A 15,938-nucleotide genomic window follows, 5' to 3' on the forward strand; every position below is an offset into this window, starting at 1 on the left:
GGCCGTCGCATGACCGCGTTCCTCGATCGCAGGGCGAAATTCCGGACGCTCAATGTCGGTAGCCTGCCGCCCGCGCTGGCGGGTGATGTTGCCTACAGGCAGTTTCTGCGTCCCAAGCTTTCGTCGCGGCGCAGCGCTGACCACACGATACTGGCTGAGCGGGCGCGGTTCCATCTGCGGAATGCGGACTGGGTACGGGTGCCGACGACCCGGGGAGACGTGCAGTGCTACGTCTTTGAACCCGATGGAGGTGACACGCGAGGCAGTGTGCTCATTGCGCACGGTTGGACCTCCGAAGCATCGTTCATGGCGGTCTTTGCCGAACAGCTGCGGCGCGCGGGATTTCGTGTGGTGATGTTCGATCAGCCAGGTCATGGCAAGAGCGAGCAGGAACGCGCGAGCCTGATCGACTGTGCGCATGCGCTGCAGCAGGTGGTCGATGCGATTGGCCCTGTACGCTTCGCCGTCACGCATTCGATGGGTGGCTTGGCAGCACTGCTGGCGGGCGAGGGACGGAGGCCATTGGGGCCGTCCGTGCCGTTCGAGCGCTACGTGCTCGTCTCGTCGCCCAACCGCTTTGCAGCCATTACCCAAGAATTCGCTGATGAGCTCGCGCTCGGCGAGGCCGCGCAGCGCGCCTACGAGCGGCATCTCGAGCGTATTGCCCATCGTCCGGTGGCGGACTTCACGGCGGGAAATCTATTGGAAACCATCGGTTGTCCGGCGCTCGTCATCCACTCGCGCGACGATACCGAGGTCGGTTTCGAGAGTGCCGAGGAAATTGCGGCGCAGTGCCCCAAAGCGCAGCTGATGGCGGTCGATGGTTTAGGGCATCGGAATATTTTGTTCGCACCCCCGGTGATCCGAGGGGCCATTTCCTACCTAACAAGCAGTTGATAGGCATGGACTTGCGGGCACCGGGGCTCGCGCTGACCCCAATCCTTGACTATATGAGGGCAGCCGTTTCCGGAACGATCCGGAGGCAGAAGGGTCGATCATGAGCACAGCCAAGCATTCACGCGTCATCATTCTCGGGTCCGGGCCTGCGGGATATACCGCTGCGATCTACGCGGCCCGCGCCATGCTGAAGCCGGTGATGATCCAGGGCAACCAGCCCGGCGGACAGCTTACGATTACGACCGATGTCGAGAACTATCCCGGTTTCGCGGACGTGATCCAAGGGCCTTGGCTCATGGAGCAGATGAAGGCTCAGGCCGAGCACGTCGGCACCGAGATCATCATGGACTACATCGTCAAGGTGGATCTCAAATCGCGTCCGATCCGCCTCGAAGGTGATTCCGGCGATCACTACACGTGTGACGCGCTGATCATCGCGACGGGTGCGCAGGCGCGTTGGCTCGGCATTCCGAGCGAGGAGCACTTCAAGGGCTACGGTGTCTCGGCGTGCGCGACGTGCGACGGCTTCTTCTACAAGGGCAAGGAAGTGGTGGTCGTCGGCGGTGGCAACACGGCTGTCGAAGAGGCGATCTTCCTCACCAACTTTGCGAAGAAGGTGATCGTCGTGCATCGGCGGGATCACTTCCGCGCGGAGAAGATCCTTCAAGAGCGACTCGCCAAGAACGAGAAGATCGAAGTGATCTGGGACAGCGCGATCGACGAGATCGTGGGCGTCGGTGAGCCGCGCGCCGTCGAGGCCGTCAAGATCAAGAACGTCAAGACGGGTAAGGTCACGACGCGCAAGGTGGACGGCGTGTTCGTCGCCATCGGTCATGCGCCCGCGACGGAGCTGTTCAAAGGGCAGCTCGAGATGAAGCCGTCGGGCTATTTGATTACGGCACCGGATTCGACCGCGACCTCCATCCCGGGTGTGTTCGCGGCGGGCGACGTCAAGGACGACGTTTATCGGCAAGCTGTGACGGCGGCTGGCATGGGCTGCATGGCAGCCCTCGAAGCGGAGCGGTTTCTCGCTCACGCGGAAGAGACGGCCGCCGCCGCTGCGGAGTAAAACGCAATTCCTCTCCCCGTTGTTTCACAACGGGGAGAGGAATGATGCCTAGAATTTGTAGGCGACGACCTTGCCGTCGACCATCAAGGGGATGATGGCGGTGCGGCTCGCCGGGATATATCCGAGGTCGGCTGAGCCTTGGCTCAACGAGAGCAGTTCTTTCGCCTTGCCTGACTTCGCGATCTCAAAGACTTTGCCAGCGACCCAATCGGTGACGATGTAGGTGTCGGCTTCGAGCGGCTCCAGACCGTCCAGGTTGCCGACGGGCTTGCCGTCGCCGAGGTTCGAGATGGTCTTGTCTTCGAGATTCACGCTCAACAGGTTGCCGGGGGTCTTGGTGGAAAAGTCCGGTTCCATTGCGCCCCATGCGGCCACGACCAGCTTGTCGCTTTCGACGAGGAGGCCGTTCGGGTTCTTGAGCTGATCGCTCTCGAGCCACTTCTCGAACTTGCCGTCAGCGAGCCGCCAAATGGCATTTCCGGACCAATCGGACACGTAGATATCGCCATCGATACCGGCTGCAACGTCGTTCAGGATCTTGGCGCCGGCCGCTTCGTGTTTGGTGGTGATGGCGCTGGTCGCGACATCGATCTCGACGAGCTTGTCGATGTCGGCGACGAACAGCTTCCCGTCGACCAGGGCCATGCCCTTAGGCGCGTCGAGGCCCGTCACCCATTTGTCGGTGATGACCTTGCCGTCGAGCGAGAGCTTCGAGATGTAACCGTTGCCATCCTTCTCGTTCGGCTTTCCGGCCATGTTGCTGACGTAGATCACGGCCGCGTCGGTATCTGGAAGTGCCGACTCCGGGGTCTGGAAGCCGGAGGCTTCCCACAGCTTGGACGGTTGATCGGAACCGCCGCAGCCCGCAAGTGAGAGGGCCAGGGTGAGAGCTACAACGTGGGTCAACCGCATTGGGAAGGTAACCTTATCTGGGCCGGCCTGCCGGGAGGACGGGAGCTGTGCGTGTATGGATACCTGAAATTCGCAGGACTGCCTGAGTTATAGGCATCGGTTCTTTGCTTTGCCAGCCAATGCGGTCCCTGTGGTGGAAAGGCGCTGTTATGCATTTTTCGATGGCCTAGCTCCTTTCGATATCAAATAATCGCAATGCTAAGGTCAGTCATATGTCAGCGCCCAAGCGGGCGCTCTGTCCGCACGGCTCATTGGGCTCGATTGCGTCAGCCGATTGTACGTCCGAGGATGTTTTTATGGATTGGGACAAGCTCAGGATCTTTCATGCGGCTGCTGCTGCAGGCAGCTTCACGCATGCTGGCGACGCGCTGCATATGAGCCAGTCGGCCGTCAGCCGGCAGGTGTCTGCGCTTGAGCGCGATCTCAAGGTTTCGTTGTTTCACCGGCACGCGCGCGGCCTCGTTCTGACTGAACAGGGAGAGCTGCTCTACGCGACCGTCGCCGAGGTGATGACCAAACTTCAGACGGCGGAAACTCTGCTCGCCGATACGACAACCAAACCTTCGGGCGTGTTGAGTGTCGCGGCGCCTGTCGGCCTCGGAACCGTCTGGGTCTCGCAGCGGCTTCGGGAGTTCATGGATCTCTATCCCGAGATCCGCATTGAGCTGCTGCTTGACGATGATCAGATCGACATCGCCATGCGCGCCGCTGACGTCGCCATCTGGACGCGTGAACCGGAGCAAGCGGACCTGATCCGTCGCCCGCTGTTTACGGCCAGCGTACGTCCGATGGCGTCTGCAAAATATACGCGCCGTTTCGGGGTTCCCGAGACATTTGCGGACCTCGACAACGGAAGTCACCGCATTCTGTCGTACAGCGGTCAGACGGCCCAGTTGCTTCCCGCGATCAGCTGGCTGGAGACGGCAGGGCGCGAGGGGCAAGAGCCACGCGAGCCCGTGCTTCGGACGAACAGTGTCGTTGCCATCAAGCAGGCGGTCCTGGCTGGCATCGGGATCGGGATGATCCCCGACTACATGACGGAGCAGGACAGCGATCTCGTCCCCGTGCTGACGAAATCAGAGCCGGAACAACCGCACCTGCCGGTACTGTTCGTCTATCCCGAAGAACTCAAGGGCTCGAAGAAGGTTCAGGTCTTGCGGGACTTTCTGGTCGCCAAAGCTCGCCATTGGCGTGATTAGTCCGGACACATTATTTTTTCGTCATTTCAAATCTAGACCCAGGTTTGAACGTAATATCGTTCATCCGGTGCGAATGCCCGCCTGCGGGTTTAACTGCCACCACCTGCAGGCTTTCGCATCGGGGGTTCCCTTGGGCCGGGCTTGTTTCTCGGGATGCTTCGCTGCGGAAATGGTTCTCCCTTTCCGGAGGCATCCCGGGGCCCGGCCTCTTTGGTGGCTCGCCTGATCATCCAGGGCAAATCGTCGCAAAAATAGCCTCTAGGACCCGTCGGATCCCGACTTATCGGTCTCCCAAGGGCGGCTGATTTGCAACCGGCCGCGCGAGACGCTATCTGATGCTTCTCTTTGAATGCAGCGCCTTCCCTCGGAATGCGGAAATCCGTTTTTCCGGCAGCTTTTTTGTCCCGAACCCTCGAGCCCCATCATGGCCAAGACGCTTTACGACAAGATCTTCGACGACCACGTTGTCGACCGGCAACCCGATGGCACCTGCCTGCTCTACATCGATCGCCATCTCGTGCATGAGGTGACGAGCCCGCAGGCCTTCGAAGGGCTTCGGATGAGCGGGCGGAAGGTGCGCGCTCCTGAAAAGACGCTGGCGGTCGTCGATCACAACGTACCGACGACCGATCGCACCAAGGGCATCGCTGACGAGGACAGCCGCATTCAGGTTCAGACGCTGGCCGACAATGCTCGTGATTTCGGCGTTGAATATTACAACGAACTCGACAAGCGGCAGGGCATCGTTCACGTCGTCGGTCCTGAGCAGGGCTTTACTCTGCCCGGAACGACAATCGTGTGCGGCGATAGCCACACGTCGACCCACGGTGCGTTCGGCGCTTTGGCCCACGGGATCGGCACCAGCGAGGTTGAGCACGTTCTCGCCACGCAGACGCTTGTTCAGAAGAAAGCCAAGAATATGCGTGTCACGGTCGACGGGAAGTTACCCGCGCATGTGACCGCGAAAGACATCATCCTGGCGATCATCGGCGAGATCGGAACGGCCGGCGGTACGGGCTCGGTCATCGAGTATGCGGGTGAAGCGATCCGCGGTCTTTCGATGGAAGGCCGTATGACGGTCTGCAATATGTCGATCGAGGGCGGCGCCCGCGCCGGCATGATTGCCCCGGACGAGAAGACCTATGCCTTCATCAAGGGCCGTCCCAAGGCGCCGAAGGGCGCGGCGTGGGACGCGGCGATGAAGTACTGGGAGAGGTTGGCCACGGACGAAGGCGCGCACTTCGACCGCGAGGTCAGGCTCGACGCCGCCAAGCTGCCGCCGATCGTCTCGTGGGGTACAAGCCCCGAGGACGTCGTTTCGATTGCGGGTGTCGTCCCCAATCCGGCCGATGTTGCGGATGAGAACAAGCGTGCCTCGATGGTGCGTGCGCTCGACTACATGGGGCTGACGCCCGGCACGAAGATGACGGACATCCCGCTCGACGTGATCTGGATCGGCTCTTGCACCAACGGACGTATGGAAGATCTGCGTGAGGTCGCCAAGATCGTCGAAGGCAAGAAGATCTCGGATCGTCTCGCCTACGCCATGATCGTTCCGGGCTCCGGTCTCGTAAAGGAGCAGGCCGAGGCCGAAGGTCTCGACCAGATCTTCAAGGCGGCCGGCTTCGAGTGGCGCGAGCCGGGTTGCTCGATGTGCCTCGGTATGAATCCGGATCAGTTGAAGCCGGGCCAGCGCTGCGCTTCGACTTCGAATCGCAATTTCGAGGGTCGCCAGGGCTACAAAGGCCGTACGCATCTTGTTTCGCCGTCCATGGCTGCGGTTGCTGCGCTCTCCGGCCACTTTGTCGACATTCGCAGCTGGCAGAACTAAGTCTCTCGCTTCGGCCGCGCGCCGCCCTTGCGGTCGTGGGGCCGAAGCGCCTATCTCTCCCGTTCGCGGTTTGACACGGCGGGAGAACAAGGCATGTCGCATGGGATAGACTGGAAATCGGCGACGGCGCCGTCGCTCGCGGATTTCGAAGTCATGGCCGCTGCCGCGTGGGAGCGAATTGCCCCGGAATTCCGCGAGGTTTGTGGGGATGTTGTCGTCCGGGTCGAAGACTTTGCCCTCGAAGAAGTCCTCGATGAGCTGGACATTGAAAGCCCCTTCGATCTTATGGGGCTTTATCAGGGCTTGAGCCTCGACAAGAAGAGCGTGCTCGACGCGCCGCGCGAACCGGATATGGTTTTTCTCTATCGCCGCGCTATCCTTGATTATTGGATGGAGACCGGCGACGAAAGCCTCGGGGAAATCATCACACATGTTCTCGTTCACGAGATTGGCCATCATTTTGGCTTCTCTGACGACGACATGGAGGAAATCGAAGAGCAGGCAGCCGATTAGCCGTGCAGTCCTCCCGTCGAGCAAAAAAACGGGGCGCGGCATATCAGCCACAGATTTTTAGCAGGTAGAGGCTCGGCCAGAGCCTGAGTGAATGTTAACTTTTGCAGGCGAAGTTGGACCTGCTAGGTTTTCTTCGGGGCGCGTGCGGGTGTCGCGTAGAGGTGTTCATTTGACGACGGTTCACCGTCAAGCTTTCCCTGTATTTCGCTGGTTTGCTTTGGGCGTTTGTCTCGTGGCGCTCGCAATAGCGCCTCGCCCGGCTGCAGCCGACGATGTCCCCACGCCGGAAGAATATGCCGAGCACGTGGGCGGGGATGCACACGTTTTGTCACCCGGCGAACTCAAGCTCGACGGGCGCCAGCAAGTTTGCGGGCAGCGTCCGACGGTCATCGACAGTCAGCTGGATGACTACGGCGCGGCTTATCCGGGTTTCCTGATCCTCAATCCGCGATTGCTTTCCAAGGTTTCGACGCCGGTGAAACTGTGGATCTTCGCGCACGAATGCGGCCACCAGTTCCGCGGGCCCGATGAGGAGACTGCTGACTGCTTTGCTGTCCAGCGGGGACGCCGCCAAGGCTGGCTCGACGAGGCCGGCCTCGAGGAGGTCTGCACATTCATTTCGCCGGCCAAGGGCGACAGCATGCACTTCGCGGGCTCGCACCGCTGTGCGTATATGCGCCAGTGCTTCGCCGATCCTTCTATTCGCTGAGCCGGGGTGGCTTATCCTCGTGCCGATGCTGGGGCCTAAGATCGCCCCTCATGAGCATTTTGGACTATTCAAAGCGGCTTCTTTCGATTGCGGAAACACTCAGCCGGTGGGCTGGAGCTATCGCAGCCTTGGACCGTTCGCGGCGGGCCAAAGTCGCGAAATATGCCGATGCGATCGCCGAGACGCTCGGCCGTGCCGCCCGCTTTTCGGGAAGATTAATGGCGGATCCTACTGACAAGGCCGCCGCGCGTGGGGTGGCTCGAGAATTCGGCCGGATCACCGGGTATCTTGAGACGCTGGTCGGCGTGCTCCAACACCATCTTGACGGACGAAAGCTAGCTGGCGTTAAAAGGCGGCTTCGGCAGCTTTGTCCTGCAGGGACTGACGGTCTGGCCGCCGGAGCGGCCCCCAGCATCCGTACGGACAGGTTGCTTGCTGCCGAGGGGTATTTTCGAGCGCTGGCCGATAGCCTGCGCGCTTAGGTCCTCGTGGTGCTTCACTCTTAGGTTTCAGGAACAAACGAACATGCAGAAGTTCACCAAGCTTACGGGCGTCGCGGCTCCCTTTCCGCTCCGGAATGTGGATACGGATATGATTATCCCGAAGCAGTTCCTGAAGACGATCAAGCGCACCGGGCTCGGTAAGGCGCTGTTCTACGAGCTGCGCTACGACCAGTCCGGCAAGGAAAATCCGGATTTCGTGCTGAACAAGCCGGCTTACCGGAAGGCAGAGATCCTGGTGACGGGGGACAATTTCGGGTGCGGGTCTTCGCGCGAGCACGCCCCGTGGGCGCTGCTCGACTATGGCTTCCGCTGCGTGATCGCTCCGGATTTCGCGGACATCTTCTATAACAACTGCTTCCAGAACGGCATCTTGGCCATCAAGCTTCCGCAGGATCAGGTCGACAAGCTGATCGATGATGCGAGCCGCGGCGCGAATGCCACGCTCTCCATCGATCTCGAAGCCCAGGAAATCCGGGGTCCCGATGGGGGCGTGATCAAGTTCGACATCGATCCGTTCCGTAAGCACTGCCTGATCAATGGATTGGACAACATCGGTCTCACGCTGGAAAAAGAGAAGGCGATCCGAGACTTCGAGGCTCGCGATGGCGCGGCGCGGCCCTGGGCCTAACGCAAAGCCGGGATTGCTGAGTTGGCGGGATCACAACGCTGGGGAATTGTCCTCAGCGGATTGCGGCCATCCGAGCGAATATGATACGTGCCAGGGTGGTTTTGGTATCGTCAAGGAAGGCCATGCGAGCACGTTGGTTCTCCGTCGCCTTGTCTGCGCTGACGCTTCTCGCCGGCGAGCATGCCATTGCCGGTGGGCCGGCGCTGGTGTTCGATCCTTCCGACGGCAAGGTGCTGTACGCCGAGGATGCGGACGACCACTGGCATCCTGCTTCGCTCACCAAAATCATGACGGCCTATCTGACGTTCGAGGCCCTCAAGACCGGCAAGCTCAAGCTCGATCAACGGATCCCTTATAGCGAGCGCGCTCAGGGCGAGCCGCCGAGCAAGCTTGGGCTGCATGTCGGCGCGACACTCACCATCGACCAATCGCTGAAGGCCCTCATTATCAAGTCGGCAAACGACGTCGCGATTGTCCTCGCCGAGGCGATCAGCGGGTCTCCGGCTGAGTTTGTCGCGCACATGAACCAGACGGCGCGCGTGCTTGGCATGTCGCGGACGCAGTTCGTCAATCCAAACGGGTTACCGGCTCCGGAGCAGGTGACCACGGCGCGCGATCTGGCCAAGCTCGCTCGAGCGGTCGTGCGGGATTATCCCGAATACATTTCGTACTGGTCGATGTTCGATGCGCGGATCGGCAAGATCCACATCGGCACGCACAATGGCCTCCTGCGCACTTTTGAAGGCGCGGATGGCATGAAGACCGGCTTCATTTGCGACTCCGGCTTCAACGTGGTTGCGAGTGCGACGCGTGACGGCCGGCAGATCATGGCCGTCGTGCTTGGCGAAGCGACCGGCGGGCAACGTACCATCCGCGCGGCCAGCCTCCTCGAGCACGGCTTCCAGAGCTACGGCTGGAAGGCCCTGTTCAATCACAGTCAAAGCCTCGACACGATGCCGATCGCGACCGACGCAAAAGACGTGATGAGCGTGCGCAAGGATGTGAGGTCGTTCGAATGCGGTACGGGACGCCGCAAATCGCCAACCGCCAAGAAGCGGGTGAAGAAGCCGGCGCAATCGGCTGACGGCGCGGCGCAGGAGGAGCCCGTAAAGGCTCCGGCGCCGGGAGTAACCAAAATCGCTGCGGACCCTTCGGAAGCGCCCAAGAAGCGGCCGCCCAAGCCGGCCCAAGCAGCGACCATTCCCTAAGGCCGCGGCCCTGAGGGCCTTGCTCCGTTAAGGTTTCCCTATCTCAGCCTGGGACAGCCCAGAGCCGTAGGCGCACATCCGCTACCTAGAATGGGACGCCAACCGAATGTCGAACGGCAAAAATGGTCTGTTTCGGCCGTATTTTGCGAGTTTCCATCTTGGCTTCGATCTTGCTCCTCCTCCGTCGAATTCTGACGTCAGAGGATACGATGCGCAGTTCGTTGCCCCAAAAAAAGGAAACGCCACCTCAGTTGCATGATGCTGAGTTGATGGCCGTGGTTCTGGAAGGTCGTCATGGCGCGTTCGCCGCGGAGGTGGCGGACTTTTTTGCCCTGCTTCATCGGCAACTCGGCGATGCAAGCCGGTCTCAGGCGTGGGGTGGGGTCGCGCGAATGGTCCGCCGCCGCGAAAGCGACCGCCTCGACGTTCACTAGGGTCGTTTGGGAAAGCCCGTTCCACGTCTCTGGGAGCCCTCTAGGTCGGGGGCCCATAGATAATCACGGCGAGACGGCGGGGGCCGTGGGCGCCCTTGACGATCCTCCCTCCAATATCACCCGTTCGAGACGCTCCCGAGACGAGATTGATCGCGCGCGGGAAGCGACCCGGTGCGGTGTGGGCCGACAGCAGCGTGAATGCGTCCTCGAATGATGAGACGATCGTGTCGCGCGAAAGCGCGACGATATGGAGTTCTGGCAAGAAGGCCAGCAGTGGGGGGCTTTCTGGCCCCGACGATAGAACGAGCGTGCCGGTTTCCGCGACGCCGGCGTAAGCATGCGTGAGCGCCGCATGACCGTCGCCCAAGGGCTCGCCGTGCCAAAGCTCGGGCTTCAGGGACACGGGCCAAGCAAGCGATGAGAGCTGCGGGTCGTCGGCCATCGTCAGGTGAGGCCGGGGAGTGTATTGGCGCAGGCACGCCTCGACGCTCTGAGGCACTGCACCGACATTGTCGATGTCGATGACCTGTGTTCCGTGCGCTTCCAGGCAACTGATCATCCGAGTATTGCGCGCGTTACCGTCCAGACGCGCGAACGCGGGTCGCGGGTAGCTCGGTGGGTGAGAGAACCTCTCCGCGACGGCGCGCTGGCGGACGTTGTCCGTCCTGTTCGAGACGCCAAGCGCGGCGCGCACGCGTTCGATGATCCTTTCAGTGCTCATCCGGTACGCCCCGCTGATGTTCAGTCCAGAGTTGCTGGAAGGTGCGTCCCTGAGGAGCCGGAAAATCGCGACGTGACGTCCAGCCGCCTGCGAATGGCAGCCAGTGGAATGCCCCACGTGTCCGGCCGAGCGCGCCGAGCGCGGCAACGCCAAGGCGCGCCGCGATATGATAGAGGCGGGGGCGCTTGGCGAAGAAGGCCCATATGGCGACGAGGCTTCGCTCGCGGCGAGCGGCCGGTGAGGCGAGCCATTTCTCGCGCCAGCCTCGCATCAGACGTGTGAGGGGTATCTTTACGGGGCAGACTTCTTCGCACTTGCCGCAGAAGGTCGATGCGCTGGGCAGGTCGTGCGCTTCTTCGGTGCCAAGAAATGCGGGCGTCAATACCGCTCCGATCGGACCCGAATACACCCAGCCGTAAGCATGGCCGCCGATGGCATTGTAGATGGGGCAGTGGTTGAGGCAGGCCCCGCAGCGGATGCATCTCAGGGCCTCGCGGAGGCCGCTCTTGAGCATCTCGGTGCGCCCATTGTCGACGATGACGATGTGGCACTCCTCGGGGCCGTCTCGATCGCCCGGCGCTTTTGGGCCCGTGAGCAAGCTCGTGTATGCCGTCATGTCCTGTCCGGTCGCCGAACGCGCGAGCACCCGAAGCAGTGTCGCAAGGTCGGAAAGTGTCGGGACAACCTTGTCGATCGCAGCAAGTACGATGTGCGTTTTCGGAAGTTGCGCTGAGAGATCGCCGTTGCCTTCGTTGGTGACGATGACGGCCGAACCGGTTTCTGCAACGAGGAAGTTGGCACCCGTGATGCCGATGTCGGCGGCGAGGAAGCGCTCGCGCAGAACGGCGCGCGCTTCGGCGACGAGCGCTTCGGGAGTTTCGAGATTCCGCTTCGGATCGAGATGGGCGTGGTGGTGCCGGAAATCCGCTTCCACCTGATCCTGGCTCAGGTGGATGGCTGGCGCGATGATGTGACTCGGGGTCTCTCCGCGGAGTTGCAGCAAGTATTCGCCGAGGTCGCTCTCGAAGACGCCGATGCCAAGACTTTCGAGGTGCTGGTTGAGCGCGATCTCCTCGGAGACCATCGATTTGCCTTTGGCGATGAGACGGGCGCCGCGCTCCTGCGCAAGGCGCGCAATAATCGCGCGTGCTTCGGCGGCATCTGCCGCCCAGTGGACGCGGCTGCCGGCGGTCTCGGCCTTGGCGACGAACCCTTCGAGATAAAGATCGAGGTGCGCCAGGGTGTGATCGCGGATTTCGCGGGCCGCATCGCGGAGCTGTTCGAATTCCGGCACCCTGGCCTTCGCGGCCGCGCGCTGGGCGACCAGACCGCCCGGCAATCCGGCGAGCGCTTTGGCAAGCTGAGGGTCGGCGAGGGCGGTGCGGGCGTTGCTTTTGAACGCTCGTGTGTGGGGTGTCACGGCGGCGTCCCTTTTTCGCTCCAGGCGATCGGCGGCTCGCGCGTTTCGCCCGCTAGTATTTCCGCGACGTGACGGCATGGCAGCGGCTGGCCGGAGCGATTGAGGCGGCCCGCCAGATTCATGAGGCAGCCGAGATCACCGCCGGTTACGAGATCGGGAGCCGGAGTCTTGAGATCTTCGATCTTGCGATCAGCGACGGCCGAAGAAATCTCGGGATACTTGACCGAGAACAAGCCGCCGAACCCACAGCAGGCCGTCGTTTCAGGTGCGTCGAGCAACTCCAAGCCCGCGACAGAGGCCAGGAGCTGCCTTGGCTCAGCGCGGATGCCAAGCTCGCGCAGGCCGGAGCAGGCGTCATGGTGCACCACCCGGCCTTCGAATTGGGCACCCGTTGCAGTCATGCCCCGCACGTTGACGAGGAAGGAGGTCAACTCGTGGACGCGCGCAGCGAAAGCCTTCACGTCCTGCTCGACTTCGCCGCGGCCCTTAAAGAGGGCTGGGTAGTGAAGGCGCAGCATCGAGGCGCAGGAGCCTGAGGGTGCAACGACGAACTCGCAGGTCTCGAAGGCGCGGACAGTCTGCAAAGCAAGGTCGCGCGCAGAATCCGGATCTCCGGAATTGTAGGCGGGCTGGCCGCAGCAGGTCTGGCCTGCCGGGACGATGACGCTGCATCCCGATCGCTCAATCAAGCGGGCCGCCGCGAAGCCGACGGATGGCCGCATGAGATCGACAAGGCAGGTCACGAAAAGCCCGACGCGTGGTTTCAAAGTTCGCTCACTCGGGTTCTTCGAGCGCTTCAGGGCGCGCTTCGAAGCGTTGGGGCGCAAACTCTATCGCGCTGCCATCCGCTTCGCCAGGGACGTCGTTCGGCCGTGTGCGTCGCGAAACAATCGGATGAGGGCTAGAAGAGCGCCTTGGGATCGACCACATTTCTCCCTAGGGCCAATGTTGCTGCTTTCCCCCGCCCATGCGAGACTCAGGGCAGGCGTGGAGACGGAACGAACGGTGCCCCCAGGCGGCATTTTTCCGGTCATCCCCGTCGCGTCCGGTACGTTGTTCGTCTATGTACGTTCGCCTGCACCGGTTGGGTTTTCCGGCTGCGATATGTGCCCGCGGATCTTGGACTTTAGATCCGATGCGAGAGGAATGAGAGATGTCGTTGATCGAGCTGCCGCTTCCTGATCCGGCTATCGTCGGACGCCGGGATGCGATCGTGCGCGATCTCATTGCCATCGCCGGGGCGGATATCGTGATTTCCGACGAGGACGGACGACGCGCCTTCGAAACGGACGCGCTGACGGCCTATCGGCGCATGCCTTTGGCGGTGGTGCTGCCGACCTCGACCCAAACCGTTTCGGCCGTACTCAAGTACGCCAAGGCACAGGGAATCAAGGTGGTGCCGCGGGGCGCAGGGACATCCCTTTGTGGCGGCGCGCTTCCGCTCGAAGACGCTATCGTGCTTGGCGTCTCCAAAATGAATCGCGTCCTCGAGATCGACTACCACAACCGCTTTGCGCGGGTGGAAGCCGGTATCACCAACCTTGCGATCTCGGCGGCCGTTTCGGCTGAGGAATTTTTCTACGCGCCGGACCCCTCCAGTCAGATCGCCTGCACGCTGGCCGGGAACTTGGCGATGAACTCCGGCGGGGCGCATTGCCTGAAGTACGGCGTCACGACCAACAACGTGCTCGGTGTGACACTCGTTACCATGGACGGGGAGATCGTCGAGATCGGTGGCGGACATCTTGATGCCGAAGGCTACGATCTTCTGGCACTGGTGGTCGGCTCGGAGGGACAGTTCGGGGTCATCACGGAAGCAACGGTGCGGATCCTGCGCGCTGCGGAGGGCGCCCGCCCGATGATGATCGGGTTCGATTCCAGTGCGAAGGCCGGCATCTGTGTCGCGCGCATCATCGCGTCCGGCATCATTCCCGTTGCGATCGAGTTCATGGACAAGCCGGCCATCGAGGTCTGCGAGGCCTTTGCGAAGGCTGGCTATCCGACGAATGTCGAGGCTCTGCTCATCATCGAGGTCGAAGGATCGGAGCAGGAAATCGCAGATCGTCTTGCGTATATCGCCAGCATTGCCCACGAGCTCAACCCAATCGCGCTTGTCGTCAGCGGTTCGGCGGAGCAAAGCGCCAGGATCTGGAAGGGCCGCAAGTCGGCTTTCGGCGCCATCGGGCGCATTTCCGACTATTACTGCATGGACGGGACGATTCCTCTCGGACACTTGCCGCACGTTCTGGAGCAGATCACCGAGATCTGCGGCCGTTATGGGCTTCGGGTAGCCAATATTTTCCACGCCGGTGACGGCAATCTGCATCCGCTGGTGATGTACGACGCCAACACCCCCGGTGAGACAGAGAAGGCTGAGAGGGCTGGCGCCGAGATCCTCAAGCTCTGCGTCTCCGTCGGTGGATGCCTCACGGGAGAGCACGGGGTCGGGATCGAGAAGCGCGATCTTATGCGCGCGCAGTTCACCGCAGAAGATCTTGCTGTTCAATTGCGCATCAAGTCCGTGTTCGATCCGGACTGGCTGCTGAACTGTGGCAAGGTTTTTCCTCTCGACACCATCGAAGCGGCGAAGGCCATGGCCGCCGAAGAGGCCCAGCTTTCCGCTGACAAGAATCCCGCGGAAGCGGCGTAAGGAGCACAGCATGAATGACATCATGCGGCCCGCGACCGAGTGGGAACTCAAAAGTATGATGACGGCGCTCTCGGAGCGCGGCATTCCGGTGGAGATTCTCGGCGCCGGATCGAAGCGCGGGGTCGGCCGTCCGGTCGTTGCGCCTGTTGCGCTCACGACGGGCGCCATGCGTGGCATCTCGCTCTATGAGCCGTCGGAGCTCGTCATGGGCGCACGTGCCGGCACGCCTTTGTCGCAGATTGAAGTCGAGCTTGCGTCGCGCGGACAGATGCTGCCGTTCGAGCCCATCGATCTCGGCCCGGCCCTTGGAACGGATGCTGGATTGCAGACGATCGGCGCCATCTTTGCGGGTAACATTTCGGGGTCGCGGCGCATTTCCGCCGGTGCCGCGCGGGACTACATTCTCGGGGTGCGGGGCGTCAACGGGCGCGCGGAGATCTTCAAATCCGGTGGGCGCGTCATGAAGAACGTGACCGGCTACGATGTGGCGCGTTCCCTGGCCGGGAGCTGGGGAACGCTGGCGGTCTTTTCCGAGGTGACCTTCAAGGTGCTTCCGCTGCCGGACGACGTGCTGACCCTCGTCTATCCGGATCTGACCGACGATCTTGCCGTGGAGCTCATGAGCCTAGCGCTCACGCAGCCCTTCGAAGTGTCGGGGACGGTGCACCTCTCGCCTACACTTGCGTCTCGGTTGAAGCACAAGGGGCTCGCCAAAGAGAGCCGCCCTCTCACCGCGATCCGGATCGAAAACTTCACGCGCTCCATTACCTACCGAAAGCAGAAGCTACGGGACGTGCTCTCTGCCTATGGCGCTCCATTGGAGCTCGAATTGGAAAGCTCGCTCGAATTCTGGAGCGAGATGCGCCGTTTGTCCTTCTTCCCATCGAATGGGACGCACCTGTGGCGCATTTCAACGACGCCGAGCATGGCGGCTTCGCTCGTGCAGTCGGTCCGCCGGCATATGCGGGTCGAGGCTTTCTACGACTGGTCGGGCGGCCTGATCTGGCTGGAGACGCCCGCTTCGGCCGACGCAGGCAGCGCCGACATTCGCAGGGCGGTTGCAACGCACGGCGGCCATGCCACGCTAATCCGGGCTGATGAGGCGGTGCGGGCCGTGGTTGAAGTCTTCCAGCCGCTCGGGGCGGCCGTCGACCGGATCACGCGCGGGATCAAGCACGCCTTTGATCCCCTGCGTCTCCTCAATCCCGGGCGTATGTACGCGACGCTGTAGAACCTGTCAGGGG

At 61.9% G+C, this 15,938-nt stretch carries 16 protein-coding genes; 12 read left to right on the forward strand and 4 right to left on the reverse strand.

Going from position 1 to position 15,938, the window contains the following annotated elements:
* The first annotated feature begins 9 nt into the window (after positions 1 to 9).
* Together VHO05_RS10290 and trxB are read left to right on the forward strand one after the other, a co-directional pair.
* A complete protein-coding gene (locus VHO05_RS10290) occupies positions 10 to 897 on the forward strand; it encodes an alpha/beta hydrolase (RefSeq protein WP_329646489.1) in 888 nt (295 codons plus the stop codon).
* A gap of 100 nt (positions 898 to 997) precedes the next feature.
* Complete coding sequence (trxB, locus tag VHO05_RS10295; RefSeq protein WP_329646490.1) at positions 998 to 1,966, forward strand: thioredoxin-disulfide reductase; 969 nt, start codon at positions 998 to 1,000, stop codon at positions 1,964 to 1,966.
* A 48-nt stretch (positions 1,967 to 2,014) separates the two neighbouring features.
* Here the strand turns inward: trxB and VHO05_RS10300 are convergent, their stop codons facing one another.
* The gene (locus tag VHO05_RS10300; RefSeq protein ID WP_329646491.1) at positions 2,015 to 2,878 is read right to left on the reverse strand and encodes a hypothetical protein; all 864 of its coding nucleotides are present in this window, start codon (positions 2,876 to 2,878) and stop codon (positions 2,015 to 2,017) included.
* A 296-nt stretch (positions 2,879 to 3,174) separates the two neighbouring features.
* Between VHO05_RS10300 and VHO05_RS10305 the strand changes: the two genes are divergently transcribed.
* From VHO05_RS10305 to VHO05_RS10340, 8 genes are all read left to right on the forward strand, one after another.
* Entirely contained in the window at positions 3,175 to 4,077 is a 903-nt protein-coding gene (locus VHO05_RS10305; RefSeq protein ID WP_329646492.1) for a LysR family transcriptional regulator, read from the forward strand.
* A 424-nt stretch (positions 4,078 to 4,501) separates the two neighbouring features.
* Positions 4,502 to 5,908 (forward strand): 3-isopropylmalate dehydratase large subunit, encoded by a 1,407-nt coding sequence (leuC, locus tag VHO05_RS10310; RefSeq protein ID WP_329646493.1) that lies wholly within the window; start codon positions 4,502 to 4,504, stop codon positions 5,906 to 5,908.
* Positions 5,909 to 6,001: 93 nt separating this feature from the next.
* Positions 6,002 to 6,421 (forward strand): metallopeptidase family protein, encoded by a 420-nt coding sequence (locus VHO05_RS10315; RefSeq protein WP_329646494.1) that lies wholly within the window; start codon positions 6,002 to 6,004, stop codon positions 6,419 to 6,421.
* A 232-nt stretch (positions 6,422 to 6,653) separates the two neighbouring features.
* The gene (locus VHO05_RS10320; protein WP_329646495.1) at positions 6,654 to 7,130 is read left to right on the forward strand and encodes a hypothetical protein; all 477 of its coding nucleotides are present in this window, start codon (positions 6,654 to 6,656) and stop codon (positions 7,128 to 7,130) included.
* A gap of 50 nt (positions 7,131 to 7,180) precedes the next feature.
* Positions 7,181 to 7,612, forward strand: coding sequence for a hypothetical protein (locus VHO05_RS10325; protein WP_329646496.1), 432 nt, complete (start codon positions 7,181 to 7,183; stop codon positions 7,610 to 7,612).
* Positions 7,613 to 7,655: 43 nt separating this feature from the next.
* Entirely contained in the window at positions 7,656 to 8,261 is a 606-nt protein-coding gene (gene leuD, locus VHO05_RS10330; RefSeq protein ID WP_329646497.1) for a 3-isopropylmalate dehydratase small subunit, read from the forward strand.
* A gap of 122 nt (positions 8,262 to 8,383) precedes the next feature.
* Positions 8,384 to 9,469 carry a D-alanyl-D-alanine carboxypeptidase family protein gene (locus VHO05_RS10335; RefSeq protein ID WP_329646498.1) on the forward strand — a complete coding sequence of 362 codons (1,086 nt, stop codon included), beginning with the start codon at positions 8,384 to 8,386 and terminating at the stop codon, positions 9,467 to 9,469.
* 209 nt (positions 9,470 to 9,678) lie between these two features.
* A complete protein-coding gene (locus VHO05_RS10340) occupies positions 9,679 to 9,903 on the forward strand; it encodes a hypothetical protein (protein WP_329646499.1) in 225 nt (74 codons plus the stop codon).
* 40 nt (positions 9,904 to 9,943) lie between these two features.
* Here the strand turns inward: VHO05_RS10340 and VHO05_RS10345 are convergent, their stop codons facing one another.
* The 3 genes from VHO05_RS10345 to VHO05_RS10355 are packed head-to-tail and all read right to left on the reverse strand — an operon-like array spanning position 9,944 to position 12,811.
* Positions 9,944 to 10,624, reverse strand: coding sequence for a LutC/YkgG family protein (locus VHO05_RS10345; RefSeq protein WP_329646500.1), 681 nt, complete (start codon positions 10,622 to 10,624; stop codon positions 9,944 to 9,946).
* Entirely contained in the window at positions 10,614 to 12,044 is a 1,431-nt protein-coding gene (locus VHO05_RS10350; RefSeq protein ID WP_329646501.1) for a LutB/LldF family L-lactate oxidation iron-sulfur protein, read from the reverse strand. The genes VHO05_RS10345 and VHO05_RS10350 overlap by 11 nt, the downstream gene beginning before the upstream one ends.
* Positions 12,041 to 12,811, reverse strand: coding sequence for a (Fe-S)-binding protein (locus VHO05_RS10355; protein ID WP_329646502.1), 771 nt, complete (start codon positions 12,809 to 12,811; stop codon positions 12,041 to 12,043). The genes VHO05_RS10350 and VHO05_RS10355 overlap by 4 nt, the downstream gene beginning before the upstream one ends.
* A 386-nt stretch (positions 12,812 to 13,197) precedes the next feature.
* Between VHO05_RS10355 and VHO05_RS10360 the strand changes: the two genes are divergently transcribed.
* Together VHO05_RS10360 and VHO05_RS10365 are read left to right on the forward strand one after the other, a co-directional pair.
* Positions 13,198 to 14,694 (forward strand): FAD-linked oxidase C-terminal domain-containing protein, encoded by a 1,497-nt coding sequence (locus tag VHO05_RS10360; protein WP_329646503.1) that lies wholly within the window; start codon positions 13,198 to 13,200, stop codon positions 14,692 to 14,694.
* 10 nt (positions 14,695 to 14,704) lie between these two features.
* Positions 14,705 to 15,925 (forward strand): FAD-binding protein, encoded by a 1,221-nt coding sequence (locus tag VHO05_RS10365; protein ID WP_329646504.1) that lies wholly within the window; start codon positions 14,705 to 14,707, stop codon positions 15,923 to 15,925.
* Positions 15,926 to 15,938 lie beyond the last annotated feature (13 nt).

The sequence above is a fragment of the Hyphomicrobium sp. genome (assembly GCF_036262015.1).
In the GTDB taxonomy this organism is placed as follows: Bacteria; Pseudomonadota; Alphaproteobacteria; order Rhizobiales; family Hyphomicrobiaceae; genus Hyphomicrobium_C.